The following is a 16,386-nucleotide window of genomic DNA, read 5'->3' as shown; positions in this document are numbered from 1 at the left end:
GGGCTCCTGACGACAGGACGTCGGGCACGGGTCGTGACATGATGCCGCGCTGGTGTGACGGATTCACGACTCCGCGCGGCGAACAAACGTCCGTGCCAGTGCATCGAACCCTACGACAACCCGATGGAACGAGCCAGGAGTCAACGATGCGTGCAATGCCTGTGGTCGGAACAATCATCTGCCTCCTGCTCGTGGGGGCGTGCGCGTCACCCACGCACCGGAGCGGTGACGCGGCACCGGCCGGTTCGCCGGAGCAGACGACCGCCGCGCCGACCGCGCCCACCACCGGGACGCCGACGGCGCCCCCGCCGACGTCGGCCACGCCGCCCTCGCCGTCCGCCCGGCCGTCCAGCAGGCCCACCACCACCGCCCCGCTCGTGCTGGGCCCGAACGGCCTTGGCTCGCTGAAGCTCGGGATGTCCCGTCAGCAGGCCACCGCGACGGGAATGCTGCGCCCGTTCCCCACCAAGGGGGACGGATGCGCGTCGGCACATCTGAGGTCCGCCCCGACCGATCGAGGGCTAGTGATTTTCTCCGGGACTCTGGGGCTCGCCACCATCGACGCGTACGGCAGCATCAAGACGCCCGAAGGAGCGCGAATCGGCATGTCAAGCGCGGACATGCTGCGGATCTACCCGGCGTGGAAGCCGGCCGACGGGGACGCCACCAACGGTCGCGGCTACGCAAAGACCCCCGGCAACGACAGGGCCGTCTACCGCATCGCGACGCGAAACGGCACTGTCACCGAGCTGACGCTTCAGTACTCGAACCAGAACTGCTACGAGTAGACGGAACCGACCCGGCCGGCCTGCGGTGCCAGTGAGCTGGACAACCGCAGGCCGGCAAGGATGTCGTCGGTCAGGTCGGCGTCGCCGACCTGCTTGATCTGCAGATAGACGCCATAGCCGCGCCGCGGCACGGAGAGCACCACCTCGCTGAACGAGACCGAGTCGCCACACGATGTCCACCGACGTACCCGCGCCTGGTTGCCGCCGACGTCCACGATCCGGTCGGGCTGTTGGACGCAGGCGATGTGGCTGGGCAACGCGGGCGCCGGGCCGCCAGCGAGCAGGGCCTTGCTCGCTCCGACGAAGACACCGGGTATCGCGCTCGCCGGATCCGGCCAGGCGGTGAGGTCCGGGGCGACCACGAGGCCCGGGGCGCGCCCGGCGGGAAGTCGCAGCGCCAGAGGATTCCAGCCGGCGTCCTTCACCTCGCCGGCCCAGCTCGCCGGCACCGCGACGGAGAGATCACCAGAGGCGTCGTCCACGCGTACCCAGCCTGGTCGTGCCGGCACCGTGGAGCTGGACCCCGCCGTGGCCAGGAGCGCGACCAGAGCGACCCCGACGCCGACGACCCGTGCCGACCGCCGCACGAACCGGCCGCGATCCTTGTCCCGTTCCATCGACGCGATGACCCGGTGCAGCTCCTCGAGCAACACCGCGGCGGACGCCCAGCGTTGCCGGGGGTCGTGGTGCAGCGCACGTCGCACCAGGTCGTCCACCGTGGACGGAATGCCGGGCCGCAACTGGGACGGCCTGGGCAACGCCCGCCCACCCCTGCCCGCCCGGCCGGCCTGCTCGGGAGGGCTCCCGGTCAGCATGTGGTACGTGGTCGCGCCGATCGCGTACACGTCGGCACGGATGTCCAGACCTCCACCGGGGGTGGCCTGCTCGGGCGGCATGTAACCGGGTGTGCCGGCGGCGATGGTGAAGCCCGACGCGTTGGCGAGCGCCTTGGCCAGGCCGAGGTCGGCGACCAGCACCCGGTCCCGGCCCGCGGCCGGCTGAAACAGCACATTGGACGGCTTGAGGTCGCGGTGCAGCACACCGGCCTCGTGCAACACCGTGACGGCGCTGGCGATGTCGGCCGCGACGAGCAACGCCTCTCGTACCGGCATCGGCCCCGAGCCGAGCCGATCCGCGAGGGTGCCACCGGCCGCGTACGGCATCACGAGATAAGGCCGTCCGTCCGGCAGCTCACCGACGTCGAGCACACGGACGAGCAGGCTGGAATCGGTCCGCCGCATGATCCGTGCTTCCTGCTCGAACCGCTCCCGCAGATCGGCATGGTACGACCAGTTGTCTGCCAGCACCTTGATCGCGACGGAGGCATCCAGCGCATCGTCGGCGCCGAGCCACACCGTGGCGAACGCTCCGGAGCCGATACGCCGCACAACGCGATATCGACCGATCTTGTCGGGCACTGACACGCCCGTATTATGTCCGACAAGACGCTGAGGAACGGGGCCTGAGCATGTCAGACGATCTTGTGATCGAGGAGCTGGCCGATCGCGCCGCGACGGGCGACGCCGCCGCTCTTGACGCGTTGCTGATGAAGATCGGTCCGCAGGTCCTACGGCAGTGTCTCCGCCTCCTCCCGTGCCGGCAGGACGCCGAAGAGGCGTGCCAGGACGCCCTTCTACAGGTCGCCCGCAACATTGGCGGTTTCGCGGGACGGTCGAAGTTCTCCACCTGGCTGTACGTCATCACTGCCAACTGCGCCCGGCAGACGTACCGGAGCCTCAAGCGCAGGGCCGACGAGCAGTCCACGCCGCTGCTCCCGCTCGATGCCCCCGACCCGCGTACCACGAGCGTGATCGCGGGTTCCCGACTCGACCTGCTGGACGCGTTGGAACGGCTGGAGGCGCACCGACCCGAGCTGGTCGCCCCCCTGGTGCTCCGTGACGTGTGCCAGTTGGCCTACGACGAGATCGCCGAGCATCTCGCGATTCCGGTCGGCACCCTGAAGTCCCGCATCCACGACGCGCGAAAGCACGTACGCGCGTCGCTGCACGCCGCCTGACCGGGAGGCAGGCTGCGGCGTCAGATCTCCAGCGACGGTTCCTCCGGCGCGGTACCCCGCTCCACCGCCACCCCCAGCGCCCGCAGGTCGGCCACGAAGTCCGGGTAGCCCCGGTCGACGTGGTGCACGTGGGATACCTCGGTGACCCCGTCCGCGCAGAGCCCGGCGATGATCAGCCCGGCGCCGGCGCGGATGTCGGTGGCCCGCACCGGCGCGCCGGACAACCGGTCCCGACCCCTGACCACCGCATGGTGCCCATCGGTCTTGATGTCCGCGCCGAGGCGCATCATCTCGTTGGCGAACATGAACCGGCCGTCGAAGATGTTCTCGGTGATCAGCGAGGCGCCGTCGCTGACGGCGGCGAGCCCGATCGCCATCGGCAGCAGGTCGGTGGCGAAGCCGGGGTACGGCAGGGTCACGACATCCACCGCTCGGGGCCGGTCGTCCATCCGTACCCGGAAGCCGTCCCCACGCGTCTCCACCAGGCCGCCGGCCGCGACCACCTTGTCCAGCGCGACCTCCAGGAAGGCCGGGTCCAACCCGGTGACAGTCACGTCTCCTCTGGTCATGGCCGCACCGAACGCCCAGGTGCCGGCGACGATCCGGTCCCCCACCGTGGCGTGGCGCACCGGGCGCAGCCCGGGGACACCGGTGATCCGCAGGGTGGACGTGCCGGCACCGGAGATCCGCGCGCCCATCTGGTTGAGCATGGTGCAGATGTCGACGATCTCCGGCTCCCGGGCCGCGTTGTCGATCATCGTGGTGCCCTGGGCGAGCACCGCGGCCATCACCAGGTTCTCGGTCGCGCCCACGCTGGGGAAGTCCAGCACGATGTCGGCCCCGCGCAGCCCGTGCGGCGCCGACGCGATGACGAACCCGTGCTCGCCGGCGATCTCCGCCCCCATCCGGGTCAGCCCGGAGATGTGCATGTCCAACCCACGGGAGCCGATGGCGTCACCGCCGGGGTGGGCCACCCGCACGTACCCCCGGCGGGCCAGCAGGGGACCGAGCACGCAGATCGACGCGCGCAGCCGACGGACCAGGTCGTAGTCCGCGTCCGCCCCAGGCTGCTCGGGCACGTCGATGGTCACCGAACGGGACCGGGCGATACCCCCTCGGGCGACCATCGGGTCGACCGGATCGTCGGCGTCGAACTCGACGTCACAACCCAGCCGGCGCAACACCTCGCCCATGATCGCGATGTCGGTGATCCGGGGGACGTTGGTGATGACGCTGCGGCCCGGAGCGAGCAGCGCGGCGGCCATCAGCTTCAACGCCGAGTTCTTGGCACCGACGACGTGCACGGTGCCGGTCAGCCGGGCGTCACCGCGCACCCGGATGACGTCGACGTCACTGACCGCCGGATCGCCGGCGTCGCCGGGACCCACCACCGCCGGCCAGGCGGTCGTGGCGTCCGGGCGCGCCGGGATCGTCAGGTCCGGTATCCGTAGGCTGTGCGTCATGGCCGTCCACCTCACGCGCATCTACACCAAGGCCGGCGACGCCGGCATGACCAGGCTGAGCAACAACGAGCAGGTGCCGAAGACCGATCCACGGATCGCCGCGTACGCCGACGTCGACGAGTGCAACGCGGCGATCGGGGTCGCGATCGCCCTGGGGCAGCTCGGCGAGGAGCTGCGGGGCGTGCTGGGGTCGGTGCAGAACGACCTGTTCGACGTCGGCGCCGACCTGTCCACCCCTGTCGAGCCGGACCCGAAGTACCCGCCGCTGCGGGTGACCGAGGAGTACGTCGAGCGCCTGGAGGGCTGGTGCGACGAGTACAACGCACGCCTGAGCAAGCTCGACTCCTTCATCCTCCCCGGCGGCACCGCGGGTGCGGCACTGCTGCACGTGGCGCGTACCACTGCCCGGCGTGCGGAACGAGCGGCGTGGGCGCTGGTCAGCCACGATCCGGACCGGACCAGCCCGCTCCCGGCAAAGTATCTCAACCGGCTCTCCGATCTGCTCTTTATCCTGTCAAGAACGGCAAATCCGGCGGGAGATGTGCTATGGGTCCCGGGCGGTAAGCGCTGAGCGTGGGCGCCCTGCACCACGTGGAGGTGTGGGTTCCCGATCTCGCCGCCGCCACGCGTGGTTGGGGCTGGCTCCTCGGCGAGTTGGGCTGGACGCCCTACCAGGAGTGGCCGGCCGGCCGCTCCTGGCGCCTGGGCGGGACCTACCTGGTGCTGGAGCAGTCACCGGCGCTCTCCGGGCCGGTGCACGACCGGCTCGCCCCGGGGCTGAACCACCTGGCCTTCCACGCCGGCCCGCCGGCCGCCGTGGACCGGCTCGTCGCGGCCGCACCGGCGTACGGCTGGAGCTTGCTCTTCCCGGACCGCCACCCGCACGCCAGCGGCCCGGACACCTACGCCGCCTACCTCAGTGACAACCAGGGCTACGAGGCAGAACTGGTCGCCACCAGGTAACGGCAGTAGATCAAAAAGGCGCGCCAGGCCGACGCGCAGTGACCACAGGGTTTCCGGGGGAGCCCGCCCGGCGCAGGGATCAAGCCTGACCGCCCGGAGCCGGGTGGGCTCCCCCGGAAACCCCAACAGCGACCAGAGAACGGCGGATCAGGCAGCCGGCCAGTCCTGGGAGGCCATACGCGGCGAGACCGCCCCCGGAGGGGCGGCCTCGAGCCAGGAGAGAAATCCGGTCACTGTCGACCGCGCCATGGCGATCTCGACAGGTGCGTGGTGACTGGTACACCGCAGGATCACCCAGTCGGCAGGCATGGAGAGCCGTTCCTGCCCTTCGGGCAGCCGTCGGCGCTCGACCGCGAGATCCTTGCGGGACAGGACCCGCTTGGGGCGCAGGGCGAAGCTGAACATCCGGTACCAGCGCAGTTCGTCACCGGCGAACCTGCCGAAGCCGGGCGACCAGCCACGACCGTCGAGGACTGTGGTGACCCGGACGCTGAGCCGGATGATGCCACCGCTGCGGGTGACCACGGCCCGCCTGACGAAGAGGACGAGGACGGCGACGAGGATGACGGCGACGCCGATCCCGATCCCTTCGACGATCTCCATCCCCGGTATGGCTCAGCGACTCTGCGCGGAAACCGGGGTAGCGCTCTCGGCCAGCACGGTGACGCCGTCGGCGCTCACCGAGAGGAAGCCGCCGGCCACGTCGTACGCGACCTGCTCACCGCCGGCCAGCTTGATGCGGACCTGGCCGGGCTCGGCGAGCTGGCCGAGCAGCGGAGCGTGCCCCGGCAGGACACCAAGCTCACCCTCGGTCGTCCGGGCGACTACCATCTCGGCGTCACCGGACCAGACCTTCTCCTCGACGGCGACGAGCTCGACGTGAAGCTGCTGTGCCACGCTGTCTCCTTGCTGCGGCGGCGGATTGCCGAAAGTCTAGCCGTGACTCCGGCGCGCTCCCCACGCGGGTGGGAAAACAACTCCCCGCCTACTTGGTCTTGTTCTGGAATTCCGGATGCTCCAGGAGGAACGGGTCCAGTTGCTCGTTGTGCAGGGCCGCGAAGAAGTCGGGGACGCCCTCCTGGAACTGTTCACCCAGGTACTTCTTACCGTCGTACACTCCCCCGCCCGGCAGCTTGATCATTTGAATGGTGTTGGGGCGGATGTCCTTCAGCGCGAGCCCGAAGTCGACGACGCTGTTGCCCCGACCATTGAAGACCAACGACTGTCCGGCCGCGCGGAGCACCTTGTCCAGCTTGATCGGGTTGGCCACCACGTCGGCGCTGAACGCCTGGCCCACCATGGCCTTGACGAACTGCTGCTGGTGGCGCTGCCGACCGTAGTCGGCGTCCGGGACACCGTTCTTCGGGTAGCGCTGCCGGACATAGTCCAACGCCTGCCAGCCCTTGAGGTGGTGGTTGCCCTTGGTGTAGACCGCCTGAGGGCCGACGTAGCCCTCGCCGCGCGTGTTGCCCGGCCGAGGCTTGCCGTCCGGCTGCTTGTGCTCGGACCGCACCTCGCGCTCGATGTACATGTCGACGCCACCCATCGCGTCGACGATCTTCTGGAAGCCGGTGAAGTTGATGATCGCGCCGGCGTCGAACCGCTTGATGCCCGTCACGTTCTGCACGGTCGTGGCCAGCAGTTCGAAGCCGCGCGCCGCGTCGGGGTTCGCGCCGGGCACCCGGCTGCCGAACGACATGGCAGCGTTGATCTTCGTCTTCTCGCCGTGGAAGTTGGCCTTCTTGAACGCGGGGATGTCGACGTAGAGGTCGCGTGGCAGCGAGAAGAGATACGCCCGGTCCATCGAGGCCGGCACGTGCAGGATCATGATCGAGTCGGCCAGCGGCGCCGCCGTGGGCGTACGCGGGTCGATGCCCACCAGCAGGATGTTCAGGGGGCCCTTGATGTCGCTCTTCTTCTCCTTGGCGCCCGCCGCCTGGTCGCCGAAGAGGTCGGCCTTGCCGACCGCGCCCTCGTAGCGGGCCATCAGCACCTCGGTGCCGACCAGCGCCGCCCCGCTGAGCATGGTCAGCACGGCGCCGAACACCGTGCAGACCCTGGCCCAGCGTGGGACGCCCCGCCACACGGATGTCCTGCGGCCACTCTTGCCGGCCTTAGCCACGAGCATCTCCGTTCGTTACGCCCACGTGGGAAAGACGGGCGCACGTCGCCGAAAGGTTGCAAAGATGAACGCTCGTTCACATGAACGCGCGGAACGACCGTAGCGCGGCCGACACGGGAGCGACGACCACGAGTAACGGACCGCGACGATGGTAGGGCGCGAAGATGAACAAAAGACTGCCCCGGCATTGCCGGGGCAGTCTTTTGGTGACGAATCCGATGGGGCTGGTCAGCCCTTCATCAGCTCCTCAGCCTTACGCTCCAGTTCCTCGAGACCGCCGCACATGAAGAACGCCTGCTCGGGGAAGTGGTCGTACTCGCCCTCGCTGATCTTGCGGAACGCCTCGATGGTCTCCTTGATCGGAACCGTCGAGCCCGGCACGCCGGTGAACTGCTCCGCGGCGTACGTGTTCTGCGAGAGGAAACGCTCGATCCGCCGCGCGCGCTGCACGGTGATCTTGTCTTCCTCGGAGAGCTCCTCGATGCCGAGGATGGCGATGATGTCCTGCAGGTCGCGGTAGCGCTGCAGGATCCGCTTCACCTCGGTGGCGACCTGGAAGTGCTCCTGGCCGACGAACTCCGGGGCGAGGATCCGGGACGAGGACGCCAGCGGGTCCACGGCCGGGTAGATGCCCTTGTCGGAGATCGACCGCTCCAGGTTGGTGGTCGCGTCGAGGTGGGCGAACGTGGTGGCCGGGGCGGGGTCGGTGTAGTCGTCCGCCGGCACGTAGATCGCCTGCATCGAGGTGATGGCCTGGCCCCGGACGGAGGTGATCCGCTCCTGGAGCTCGCCCATCTCGTCGGCGAGGGTCGGCTGGTAACCCACCGCGCTCGGCATACGGCCGAGCAGGGTGGAGACCTCCGAACCGGCCTGGGTGAAGCGGAAGATGTTGTCGATGAAGAGCAGCACCTCCTGCTTCTTCACGTCCCGGAAGTACTCCGCCATGGTCAGCGCGGAGAGCGCCACCCGCAGACGCGTGCCCGGCGGCTCGTCCATCTGGCCGTAGACGAGCGCGGTCTTGTCGATGACGCCGGACTCGGTCATCTCGGCGATGAGGTCGTTGCCCTCACGGGTCCGCTCACCCACGCCGGCGAACACCGACGTACCACCGAAGTTACGGGCGACACGGGTGATCATCTCCTGGATGAGCACCGTCTTGCCCACGCCCGCGCCGCCGAACAGGCCGATCTTGCCGCCCTTGACGTACGGGGCGAGCAGGTCGATGACCTTGATGCCGGTCTCCAGCATTTCGGTCTTCGGCTCCAGGTCGGCGAAGGCCGGGGCCTTGCGGTGGATGCCCCACCTGTCGTCGGCCTGGATGGTCTCACCCTCGGTGAGGTTGAGGCACTCGCCGATCGCGTTGAACACGTGGCCCTTGACCGCGTCGCCCACCGGAACGGTGATCGGCTCGCCGCGGTCGGTCACCTCCGCGCCACGGACCAGGCCGTCCGTCGGCTGCATCGAGATGGCGCGGACCACGTTGTCACCCAGGTGCTGGGCGACCTCCAGGGTCAGCGTCTTCTCACCGCCGGACAGGTTCACCTTCACGTTGAGGGCGTTGAACAGGGCCGGCATGGCGTCGCGCGGGAACTCGGCGTCGACGACCGGGCCGATGACCCGGACCACGCGACCCGTGGCCGTCTTGGTCTCTACTGGTGCAGTCATCACACTTCACTTCCCGACGCGGCCAGCGCGTTGGCGCCGCCGACGATCTCGCTGATCTCCTGGGTGATCCCGGCCTGCCGGGCCGAGTTCATCTCACGCGTGTACTTGTCGATCATCTCTTCGGCGTTGTCGGTGGCGCTCTTCATCGCCCGCCGACGCGACGCCGACTCACTCGCCGCCGACTCGATCAACGCCGCGTAGATCCGCGTGTTGATGTACCTCGGCAGGAGCGCGTCGAGCAGCGCCTCCGCCTCCGGCTCGAACTCGTACGCCGGCAGCAGCCCCTCGGAGCGCGGCCGGTCCTCCACCTGCATCGGGCCGATGATCTTGGTGACCGGGGTCTGCGTCATCAGCGAGTGGAACTCGGTGTAGACGATGTGCAACTCGTCGACACCCAGCACACCATCCGCACCGGCGCCACCGTCGACGTCGTCCGCGCCGGCCGTGAACGCCTTGATCAGCGTCTCACCGACGGTACGGGCGTCCTCGAACGACGGCTGCTCGCTGAACCCGGTCCAGTTCGCCTCGATCGGCCGGTCACGGAACCGGTAGTACCCGACACCCTTACGCCCGATGACGTAGAGCACCGGCTCCTTGCCGTCCGCCCTGAGTCGCGCGATCAGCGACTCCGCCATCCTGATCGCGTTGGAGCTGTAACCGCCGGCCAGGCCACGGTCGCTGGTGACCAACAGGACGCCCGCCCGCCGCACCCGCTCGCGCGGGGTGAGCAGCGGGTGGTCGATCCGCGCGTTGGACGCCAGCGCCGTGAGCACACCGGTGATGGCCTGGGCGTACGGCAGGGACGCCTCCACCCGGGCCTGGGCCTTGGCGATCCGGCTCGTCGCCACGAGCTCCATCGCCTTGGTGATCTTCTTCATCGACTTCGCCGAGCGGATCCGTTGACGAAGAACGCGTACCTGGGCCGCCATGGGATCAGCTCTCGGCCGGGCGGTCGGTCGCGCCGTCGCGGAAGCGGGTCACCGTCTCGCGGTTCTGGTCACCCTCCAGCGGGGCGGCCGGCGCGTCGTTGACCTTGCGCTCGTCCTCCTTGCCGAGGAAGACCTGCTTGAACTCGGCGATCGCGGTGTCCAGGGTGTTGATGATGTCATCGCCCCACTGGTTGTCGGCGATCGACGCGAGGACACCCTCGTGCTTGTGCCGCAGGTACTGGAGGAACTCGGCCTCGAAGCGCCGGATCTCACCCACCGGGATGTCGTCCAGCTTGCCCTCGGTGCCGGCCCAGACCGAGACGACCTCCTCCTGCACCGGGTACGGCGAGTAGTTCGGCTGCTTGAGCAGCTCGACCAGCCGGACACCGCGGTCCAGCTGGGCCCGGGAGGCCCGGTCCAGGTCGGAGGCGAAGGCGGCGAACGCCTCCAGCTCGCGGTACTGGGCCAGGTTGAGCCGCAGCGAACCGGCCACCTTGCGCATCGGCTTCACCTGCGCGGCACCGCCGACCCGGGAGACCGAGGTGCCGACGTTGATCGCCGGACGGACGCCCTGGTTGAACAGGTCGGTCTCCAGGAAGATCTGGCCGTCGGTGATCGAGATGACGTTGGTCGGGATGAAGGCCGAGATGTCGTTGGCCTTCGTCTCGATGATCGGCAGACCGGTCATCGAGCCGCCACCCAGCTCGTCGGAGAGCTTCGCGCAGCGCTCCAGCAGGCGGGAGTGCAGGTAGAAGACGTCACCCGGGTACGCCTCACGGCCCGGCGGGCGACGCAGCAGCAGCGACACGGCCCGGTACGCCTCGGCCTGCTTGCTCAGGTCGTCGAAGACGATCAGGACGTGCTTGCCGCCGTACATCCAGTGCTGCCCGATGGACGAGCCGGTGTACGGGGCCAGGTACTTGAAGCCGGCCGGGTCGGAGGCCGGCGAGGCGACGATGGTCGTGTACTCCAGCGCGCCCGCCTCCTCCAGCTGCCCCTTGATCGAGGCGATCGTGGAGGCCTTCTGGCCGATGGCGACGTAGATGCAGCGGACCTGCTTCTTCGGGTCGCCGGTACGCCAGTTGTCCCGCTGGTTGAGGATGGCGTCCAGCGCGACAGTGGTCTTGCCGGTCTTCCGGTCACCGATGATCAGCTGACGCTGACCCCGACCGATCGGGGTCATCGCGTCGATGGCCTTGATGCCGGTCTGCAGCGGCTCGAACACCGACTGCCGGGCCATCACGTTCGGAGCCTGCAGCTCCAGCTCGCGGTAGCCCTCCTCGGCGATGTCGCCGAGGCCGTCGATCGGCTGGCCGAGCGCGTTGACCACGCGGCCCAGGAAGGCGTCGCCAACCGGAACCGAGAGCACGCGGTCGGTGCGCTTGACCCGCTGCCCCTCCTCCAGCTTGGCGGAGTCACCCAGGACGACGACGCCGATCTCCCGCACGTCGAGGTTCAACGCCACGCCGAGCGTGCCGTCCTCGAACTCCAGGAGCTCGTTGGTCTTGGTCGAGGGCAGGCCCTCGACGTGGGCGATGCCGTCGCCGGTGTCGGCGACGGTGCCGACCTCCTCGCGGGAGACGTCGGACGAGTAGGAGGAGACGTAGCGCTCCAGGGCGCCGCGGATCTCCTCCGTCGAGATGGTCAGCTCGGCCATCCTCTGCTTCCTTAAAATTCAGGGGCCCGGGATACCTAGTACCGACCGGTCCGAATGGCGTCTGTCAATCCGGGCGCTGAGCGGCGGAGCCGCCGCCCCAGAACTGGGCGGCGAGGCCGCTCAGCGCTTCGCGAGCGCGTTGCGGGTCTCGTTGAGGCGGCGAAGGATGGTGCCGTCGTACAGGTCGGAGCCGACCCGCACGCTCACGCCACCCAGGACGTGGGGGTCGACCGTCTGCTTGACGGAGACCTCCCGACCGTATATCGCAGCGAGGCTCGCACCCAGCCGGCGCTCTTCCTCTTCACTCAACGGGGCCGCCACGGTGACGTACGCCACCTGACGGTCCCGCCGTTCGGCGGCGAGTTCGACGAGCCGGGTGAGCGATCCGCTGAAGGAGCGCCCGCCGAAGCCGGACAGCGCCACTTCGATGAGGCGGACGGTGGCCAGGCGGGTCTTGCCGGCCAGTAGCTGACCGACCAGCACCCCACGCTGGTCCACCGGCGCCGCGGGGTTCGACAGCGCCGCCGAGAGCTCGGGCTCGCCGGCGACGACCTGCCCGAAGCGGAACAGCTCGTCCTCAACCTCGCCCAGGTCGCCGGAGGCTTCGACGCTGGCCAGCACTGCCTCGACGCCGAGCCGCTCGACGGCGTCGAGCAGCTCCGACGGCGCCGACCAGCGGCCGGAGACCAGAGAGACCAGCAGTTCGAGCGCCCCATCGTCGATCTTGCCGCGCAGCATCCCGCCGAGCAGTTCGGCGCGGTCCGCGCCGGACCGGGCCGGGTCCGAGAGCGCCCGGCGCAGCCGGGGCTCCCGTCGCAGCAGCCCGGCGACGGCGAGGAGGTCGTTCGCGGCGTGAGCCACGGCGACCGCGTCGGTGCCGCGGACGTACGCGTCGAGGCGCTCGGCCCCGGCCTTGTACGACTCCCGGCTGGCGGCCTGCATCAGCGGGCCCCCGTGCTCTCGAGGCCGCTCAGGAACCGGTCGACGGTGCCCTTGCGCCGTGCCTCGTCGGCAAGCGACTCGCCAACGATCTTGCTGGCCAGGTCCACCGCGATGGTGCCGACCTCGGCACGCAGCTCACGCACGATGGTGGCCCGCTCGGCGGCGAGCGCGTCCTTGCCGGCCTGGATGACCCGGTCGGACTCCTCCCGCGCCTTGGCGAGGATGTCCTGCCGGATGCCCTCGGCGTCGGCCCGCGCGTCGTCACGGATCTTGGCGGCGTCGGTCCGGGCCTCAGCGAGCTGGGCACGGTACTGCTCGAGCAGCTGGTTCGCCTCGGCCTGGGCGGCCTCGGCGCGCTTGATGCCACCCTCGATCGCGTCGACCCGAGCCTGGAACGTCTGCTCCATGCGCGGGAAGACGAACTTCATCAGCACGAAGCAGAGCACGGCGAAGGCGACCGAACCGACCACGATCTCCTGCCAGAGCGGAATGATCGGGTTGTGGGTCGACTCACCACCCTCAGCGGCGAGGAAGAACATGGTTACCTCCCGGTCGATGGGCGGGATCAGCCGGCCCAGATGAAGCCGAAGGCGATGCCCAGCAGCGCCAGCGCCTCGATGACGGCGAAGCCGATCCAGACGTACGGCAGAGTCATCCGGGACGACTCCGGCTGGCGGGCGGTCGACTGGATGTAGGCGGCGAAGACCAGGCCGACGCCGATGCCCGGGCCGATGGCCGCGAGGCCGTAGCCGATGGCGGCGGTGCTGCCCTCTACCGCGGCGAGAACGCTAGCGTCCATTGGTGTGGTTCCTCCTGGTTATCACGCGTGACTCTCACGCGGGACGACAACGGTTGGTGCGGTGGATCAGTGCTCGTCGGCGAGCGCGCCCTGCACGTAGCTGGCGGTGAGGACGGTGAAGACGTATGCCTGCAGGCAGATCACCAGGAACTCGAGGAAGGTGAGCGCGATGGTCATCACCCAGGAGAGCACCGAGACCGGAGCCAGCCAGGCGTTGGCGCTCAGCATGGCGAAACCGCCGAGCGTGAAGACCAGCAGGAGCATGTGACCGGCGAACATGTTCGCGAAGAGACGAACCGCGAGCGAGAACGGCCGGACGATGAAGGTCGAGAAGAGCTCGATCGGGATCAGCAGCGGCAGGATGTACCAGGGTGCCGGCGGGATCAGCGAGTTCTTGAAGTACTTGACGAAGCCGTGGTGCCGGATGCCGATGTAGTTGAACAGCACGTAGCTGATGATCGCGAGGATCGCCGGGAAGGCGATGTGCGAGTTCGGCGAGATCTGGAAGAACGGGATGATCGCGAACGCGTTCGTCAGCAGCACGAAGCAGAAGAGCGTCGTGAAGTACGGGGCGAACCGCACACCCGCGTGGCCGATCATGTCCACGGCGATGTTGTTGCGCACGAAGCCGTAGATCGACTCGGCGAGCCACTGCTTCTTGGTCGGCACCAGCTGCGGCTTCCGGTACGTCGCCAGGAAGAAGATGATCAGGACGCCGACGGCGATCCAGACCATCGCAGTGATCTTGGTGAACCAGTACGAGTCGTGCGCACCCCAGGGCAGGATGCTGGGCAGGTAGAAGTCCTCCACCGTGGGTGGGAAATTCGCCTGGCCCGCCGCCAGGACGTTCGCCTGTCCGAACACCGCGTCCCTTCCTAAGTAGGCGTGCCGAGTCGGCGGACGACCAGGATGATTCCCCCAGCCATGCCGAGCACGACGCCGATCCCGGTGGCGACGCCACCGGTGTCGAGCCACTGGTCGACCAGCCAGCCGATGAAACCCCACACGAGCATGCCTCCGATGAGGTAGCTGAGCGCGGTCCAACCCTGACCGGCACCGGACGGAATGTCGTCCGGTTCACCGGCGGGACGGGGGGTTTGGTCACCAGCCATGACGGGGCGAACGATATCAGCCGGGAAGACGAGGCTGTGCCTCACCCCCCGCACAACCGTCGTTGTGTGGGCATCTCTGGGCTCGCGTCGTCTGTGGGCACGCTACTCCCCTTCCGCCCGTCGGAGAATGACCGGAGGCCGACACATTGCCGCGCGTCCGAAAGCTGGGACGAGGCTCGGCCGATCGCCAGGTCAGCTCCGCGGTCGACGCGCATGCACCCTGGTCAGCCACCAGATGTGCACCGCCGTCCACACTGCCACCCCGGCGACGATGCCGAGGCAGAGCGGGACCAACCCGGGCCAACCGGTCGACGCGACCGCCACCATGACCACACCCAGGAGGGTGAACTTCAGCGCGTACAGACCCAGCCCGAGCGGCAGCACCAACTGCGTGTTGATCTGGTCGGCCCAGGCCAGCACCACTGTCGTGAGGGTGTAGCTGAGCACCGTGACGCCCACGCCGGCCGCCGCGCCGAACGCGGCAGTCACGCCGCCGGTGGCCCCACCCACCACCGCCGCGACCGCGGCCAGCGCCACCGACGAGGCAAGGAGCACCGGCAGGTGCCGCAGCCGCCACCGCCGGTCGGTGTCGGCCTCGACCACCCCGGGCTCAGCCACGGGGGTACGCCGGGAAGGCGGCGACCAGTTCGGCCACCTCGGCACCGACACGGGCCAGCTCGTCGGCGCCGCCCGGGGCACCCGGATCGGTGCGTACCGCGCGGGCGATCAGGGCGGCCACCTGCCGCAGCTCCCCCTCCCGCATTCCCTGGGTGGTGACGCTCGGCGTGCCCACCCGGATGCCGGAGGCCACCATCGGCGGCTGCGGGTCGTACGGGATGGCGTTCTTGTTCAAGGTGATCGACGCGGCGTCGCAGCGGTTCTCCGCCTCGGCACCGGTCACGCCGAGCTCCCGCAGGTCGATAAGGGCCAGATGGGTGTCGGTGCCGCCGGACACCTGACGCATCCCCTCGGCGGCCAGGCCGGCCGCGAGCGCCTGCGCGTTGCGGACCACCTGACCGGCGTACGTCTGGAACTCCGGCTGGGCCGCCTCGCGCAGCGCGACCGCCTTCGCGGCCACGGCGTGCATCAGCGGGCCGCCCTGGGTGAACGGGAAGACGGCCTTGTCGATCCGCTGGGCAAGCGACTCCCGGCACAGGATCATGCCGCCGCGCGGGCCGCGCAGCACCTTGTGGGTCGTGGCGCAGACGACGTCGGCGTACGGCACCGGGGACGGGATCGCCCGGCCGGCGACCAGGCCGATGAAGTGCGCGGCGTCCACCATCAGGTACGCGCCGACCTCGTCGGCGATCTCCCGGAACCGGGCGAAGTCGATCAGCCGGGAGTACGCCGTGGCGCCGCAGATGATCATCTTGGGTCAGTGCGCCCGGGCCAGGTCCCGCACCTCGTCGTAGTCGATCAACTCCGTGTCCGGGCGGACCGTGTAGCCGACCGGGTGGAACCACTTGCCGGAGAAGTTCACCCGGCTGCCGTGGGTGAGGTGCCCACCGTGCGGCAGGTCCATCGCCAGCACCGTGTCCCCCGGCTGCACCAGCGCGGCGTACGCGGCGAGGTTGGCGCTCGCCCCGGAGTGCGGCTGGAGGTTGGCGTGCTCGGCTCCGAAGAGCTCCCTGGCCCGGGCGATGCCGATCTCCTCGGCCCGGTCCACCTCGGCGCAACCGCCGTAGTAGCGCCGGCCCGGATAGCCCTCGGCGTACTTGTTGGTGAGCGTCGAACCGAGCGCGGCCAGCACCGCGGGCGAGGTCAGATTTTCGCTGGCGATCAGCTGAAGGCCACCCCGCAACCGGTCCAGCTCGCCGAGGACCACCTCGGCGATCTCCGGGTCGGTGGCCCTGAGCTGGGCGAAATCCGGCCCCCAGAAGGTGCTCGTCTCGGTCTCCACAGCGAACGAGTCTAGGGGGCCGCACACTG

18 protein-coding genes and 1 pseudogene are annotated in these 16,386 nt (G+C 69.3%); 4 read left to right on the top strand and 15 right to left on the bottom strand.

What is annotated here, in order from left to right; all coding sequences use genetic code 11:
* Nucleotides 1-155: 155 nt before the first annotated feature.
* On the top strand, nt 156-788 hold the full coding sequence (locus tag ACZ6N8_RS21205; RefSeq protein WP_466012124.1) for a hypothetical protein: 633 nt from the start codon (nt 156-158) through the stop codon (nt 786-788).
* Here ACZ6N8_RS21205 and ACZ6N8_RS21200 read toward each other — a convergent pair.
* Nucleotides 779-2,212: a serine/threonine-protein kinase gene (locus ACZ6N8_RS21200; RefSeq protein WP_466012123.1), complete on the bottom strand. Its 1,434-nt coding sequence runs from the start codon at nt 2,210-2,212 to the stop codon at nt 779-781. The genes ACZ6N8_RS21205 and ACZ6N8_RS21200 overlap by 10 nt on opposite strands.
* Before the next feature lie 44 nt (nt 2,213-2,256).
* On the opposite strand from ACZ6N8_RS21200, the gene ACZ6N8_RS21195 reads away from it, so the two are divergent.
* Entirely contained in the window at nt 2,257-2,805 is a 549-nt protein-coding gene (locus ACZ6N8_RS21195) for an RNA polymerase sigma factor (protein ID WP_466012121.1), read from the top strand.
* 20 nt (nt 2,806-2,825) lie between these two features.
* On the opposite strand, the gene murA is transcribed toward ACZ6N8_RS21195, so the two are convergent.
* Nucleotides 2,826-4,268 (bottom strand): UDP-N-acetylglucosamine 1-carboxyvinyltransferase, encoded by a 1,443-nt coding sequence (gene murA, locus ACZ6N8_RS21190; protein WP_466012119.1) that lies wholly within the window; start codon nt 4,266-4,268, stop codon nt 2,826-2,828.
* On the opposite strand from murA, the gene ACZ6N8_RS21185 reads away from it, so the two are divergent.
* Together ACZ6N8_RS21185 and ACZ6N8_RS21180 are read left to right on the top strand one after the other, a co-directional pair.
* Nucleotides 4,267-4,839, top strand: coding sequence for a cob(I)yrinic acid a,c-diamide adenosyltransferase (locus ACZ6N8_RS21185; protein ID WP_466012117.1), 573 nt, complete (start codon nt 4,267-4,269; stop codon nt 4,837-4,839). The genes murA and ACZ6N8_RS21185 overlap by 2 nt on opposite strands.
* A complete protein-coding gene (locus ACZ6N8_RS21180; RefSeq protein ID WP_466012184.1) occupies nt 4,836-5,231 on the top strand; it encodes a VOC family protein in 396 nt (131 codons plus the stop codon). Before ACZ6N8_RS21185 ends, ACZ6N8_RS21180 begins: the two co-directional genes overlap by 4 nt.
* A 147-nt stretch (nt 5,232-5,378) precedes the next feature.
* Here ACZ6N8_RS21180 and ACZ6N8_RS21175 read toward each other — a convergent pair whose 3' ends face one another.
* The 13 genes and pseudogenes from ACZ6N8_RS21175 to ACZ6N8_RS21115 form a co-directional block, all read right to left on the bottom strand.
* Nucleotides 5,379-5,834 (bottom strand): DUF2550 domain-containing protein, encoded by a 456-nt coding sequence (locus ACZ6N8_RS21175; RefSeq protein ID WP_466012115.1) that lies wholly within the window; start codon nt 5,832-5,834, stop codon nt 5,379-5,381.
* Nucleotides 5,835-5,846: 12 nt separating this feature from the next.
* Nucleotides 5,847-6,128 (bottom strand): F0F1 ATP synthase subunit epsilon, encoded by a 282-nt coding sequence (locus tag ACZ6N8_RS21170; protein WP_112584025.1) that lies wholly within the window; start codon nt 6,126-6,128, stop codon nt 5,847-5,849.
* A gap of 88 nt (nt 6,129-6,216) precedes the next feature.
* Nucleotides 6,217-7,359, bottom strand: coding sequence for an LCP family protein (locus ACZ6N8_RS21165; protein ID WP_466012113.1), 1,143 nt, complete (start codon nt 7,357-7,359; stop codon nt 6,217-6,219).
* A 222-nt stretch (nt 7,360-7,581) separates the two neighbouring features.
* A complete protein-coding gene (atpD, locus tag ACZ6N8_RS21160; protein WP_466012111.1) occupies nt 7,582-9,018 on the bottom strand; it encodes a F0F1 ATP synthase subunit beta in 1,437 nt (478 codons plus the stop codon).
* Nucleotides 9,018-9,947 carry a F0F1 ATP synthase subunit gamma gene (locus ACZ6N8_RS21155; RefSeq protein WP_357989466.1) on the bottom strand — a complete coding sequence of 310 codons (930 nt, stop codon included), beginning with the start codon at nt 9,945-9,947 and terminating at the stop codon, nt 9,018-9,020. Before ACZ6N8_RS21155 ends, atpD begins: the two co-directional genes overlap by 1 nt.
* A 4-nt stretch (nt 9,948-9,951) precedes the next feature.
* On the bottom strand, nt 9,952-11,604 hold the full coding sequence (atpA, locus tag ACZ6N8_RS21150) for a F0F1 ATP synthase subunit alpha (RefSeq protein ID WP_466012109.1): 1,653 nt from the start codon (nt 11,602-11,604) through the stop codon (nt 9,952-9,954).
* A 120-nt stretch (nt 11,605-11,724) separates the two neighbouring features.
* Nucleotides 11,725-12,546, bottom strand: a complete 822-nt coding sequence (locus ACZ6N8_RS21145; RefSeq protein ID WP_466012107.1) for a F0F1 ATP synthase subunit delta — start codon at nt 12,544-12,546, stop codon at nt 11,725-11,727.
* Nucleotides 12,546-13,085: a F0F1 ATP synthase subunit B gene (locus ACZ6N8_RS21140; RefSeq protein WP_466012105.1), complete on the bottom strand. Its 540-nt coding sequence runs from the start codon at nt 13,083-13,085 to the stop codon at nt 12,546-12,548. The genes ACZ6N8_RS21145 and ACZ6N8_RS21140 overlap by 1 nt, the downstream gene beginning before the upstream one ends.
* Before the next feature lie 26 nt (nt 13,086-13,111).
* A complete protein-coding gene (locus ACZ6N8_RS21135) occupies nt 13,112-13,345 on the bottom strand; it encodes an ATP synthase F0 subunit C (protein WP_030488047.1) in 234 nt (77 codons plus the stop codon).
* Nucleotides 13,346-13,411: 66 nt separating this feature from the next.
* Nucleotides 13,412-14,209, bottom strand: a complete 798-nt coding sequence (atpB, locus tag ACZ6N8_RS21130) for a F0F1 ATP synthase subunit A (RefSeq protein ID WP_357989463.1) — start codon at nt 14,207-14,209, stop codon at nt 13,412-13,414.
* Between the two features lie 11 nt (nt 14,210-14,220).
* Nucleotides 14,221-14,457, bottom strand: coding sequence for an AtpZ/AtpI family protein (locus tag ACZ6N8_RS21125; protein WP_030488045.1), 237 nt, complete (start codon nt 14,455-14,457; stop codon nt 14,221-14,223).
* 192 nt (nt 14,458-14,649) lie between these two features.
* Nucleotides 14,650-15,075, bottom strand: coding sequence for a hypothetical protein (locus ACZ6N8_RS21120; RefSeq protein WP_466012102.1), 426 nt, complete (start codon nt 15,073-15,075; stop codon nt 14,650-14,652).
* Nucleotides 15,068-16,357 (bottom strand): annotated as a pseudogene (locus tag ACZ6N8_RS21115) (serine hydroxymethyltransferase). Before ACZ6N8_RS21115 ends, ACZ6N8_RS21120 begins: the two are co-directional and overlap by 8 nt.
* Between the last annotated feature and the right edge of the window lie 29 nt (nt 16,358-16,386).

It is taken from the genome of Micromonospora sp. NPDC047521 (assembly GCF_055587305.1).
This window is presented reverse-complemented; position numbering and strand designations above follow the sequence as displayed.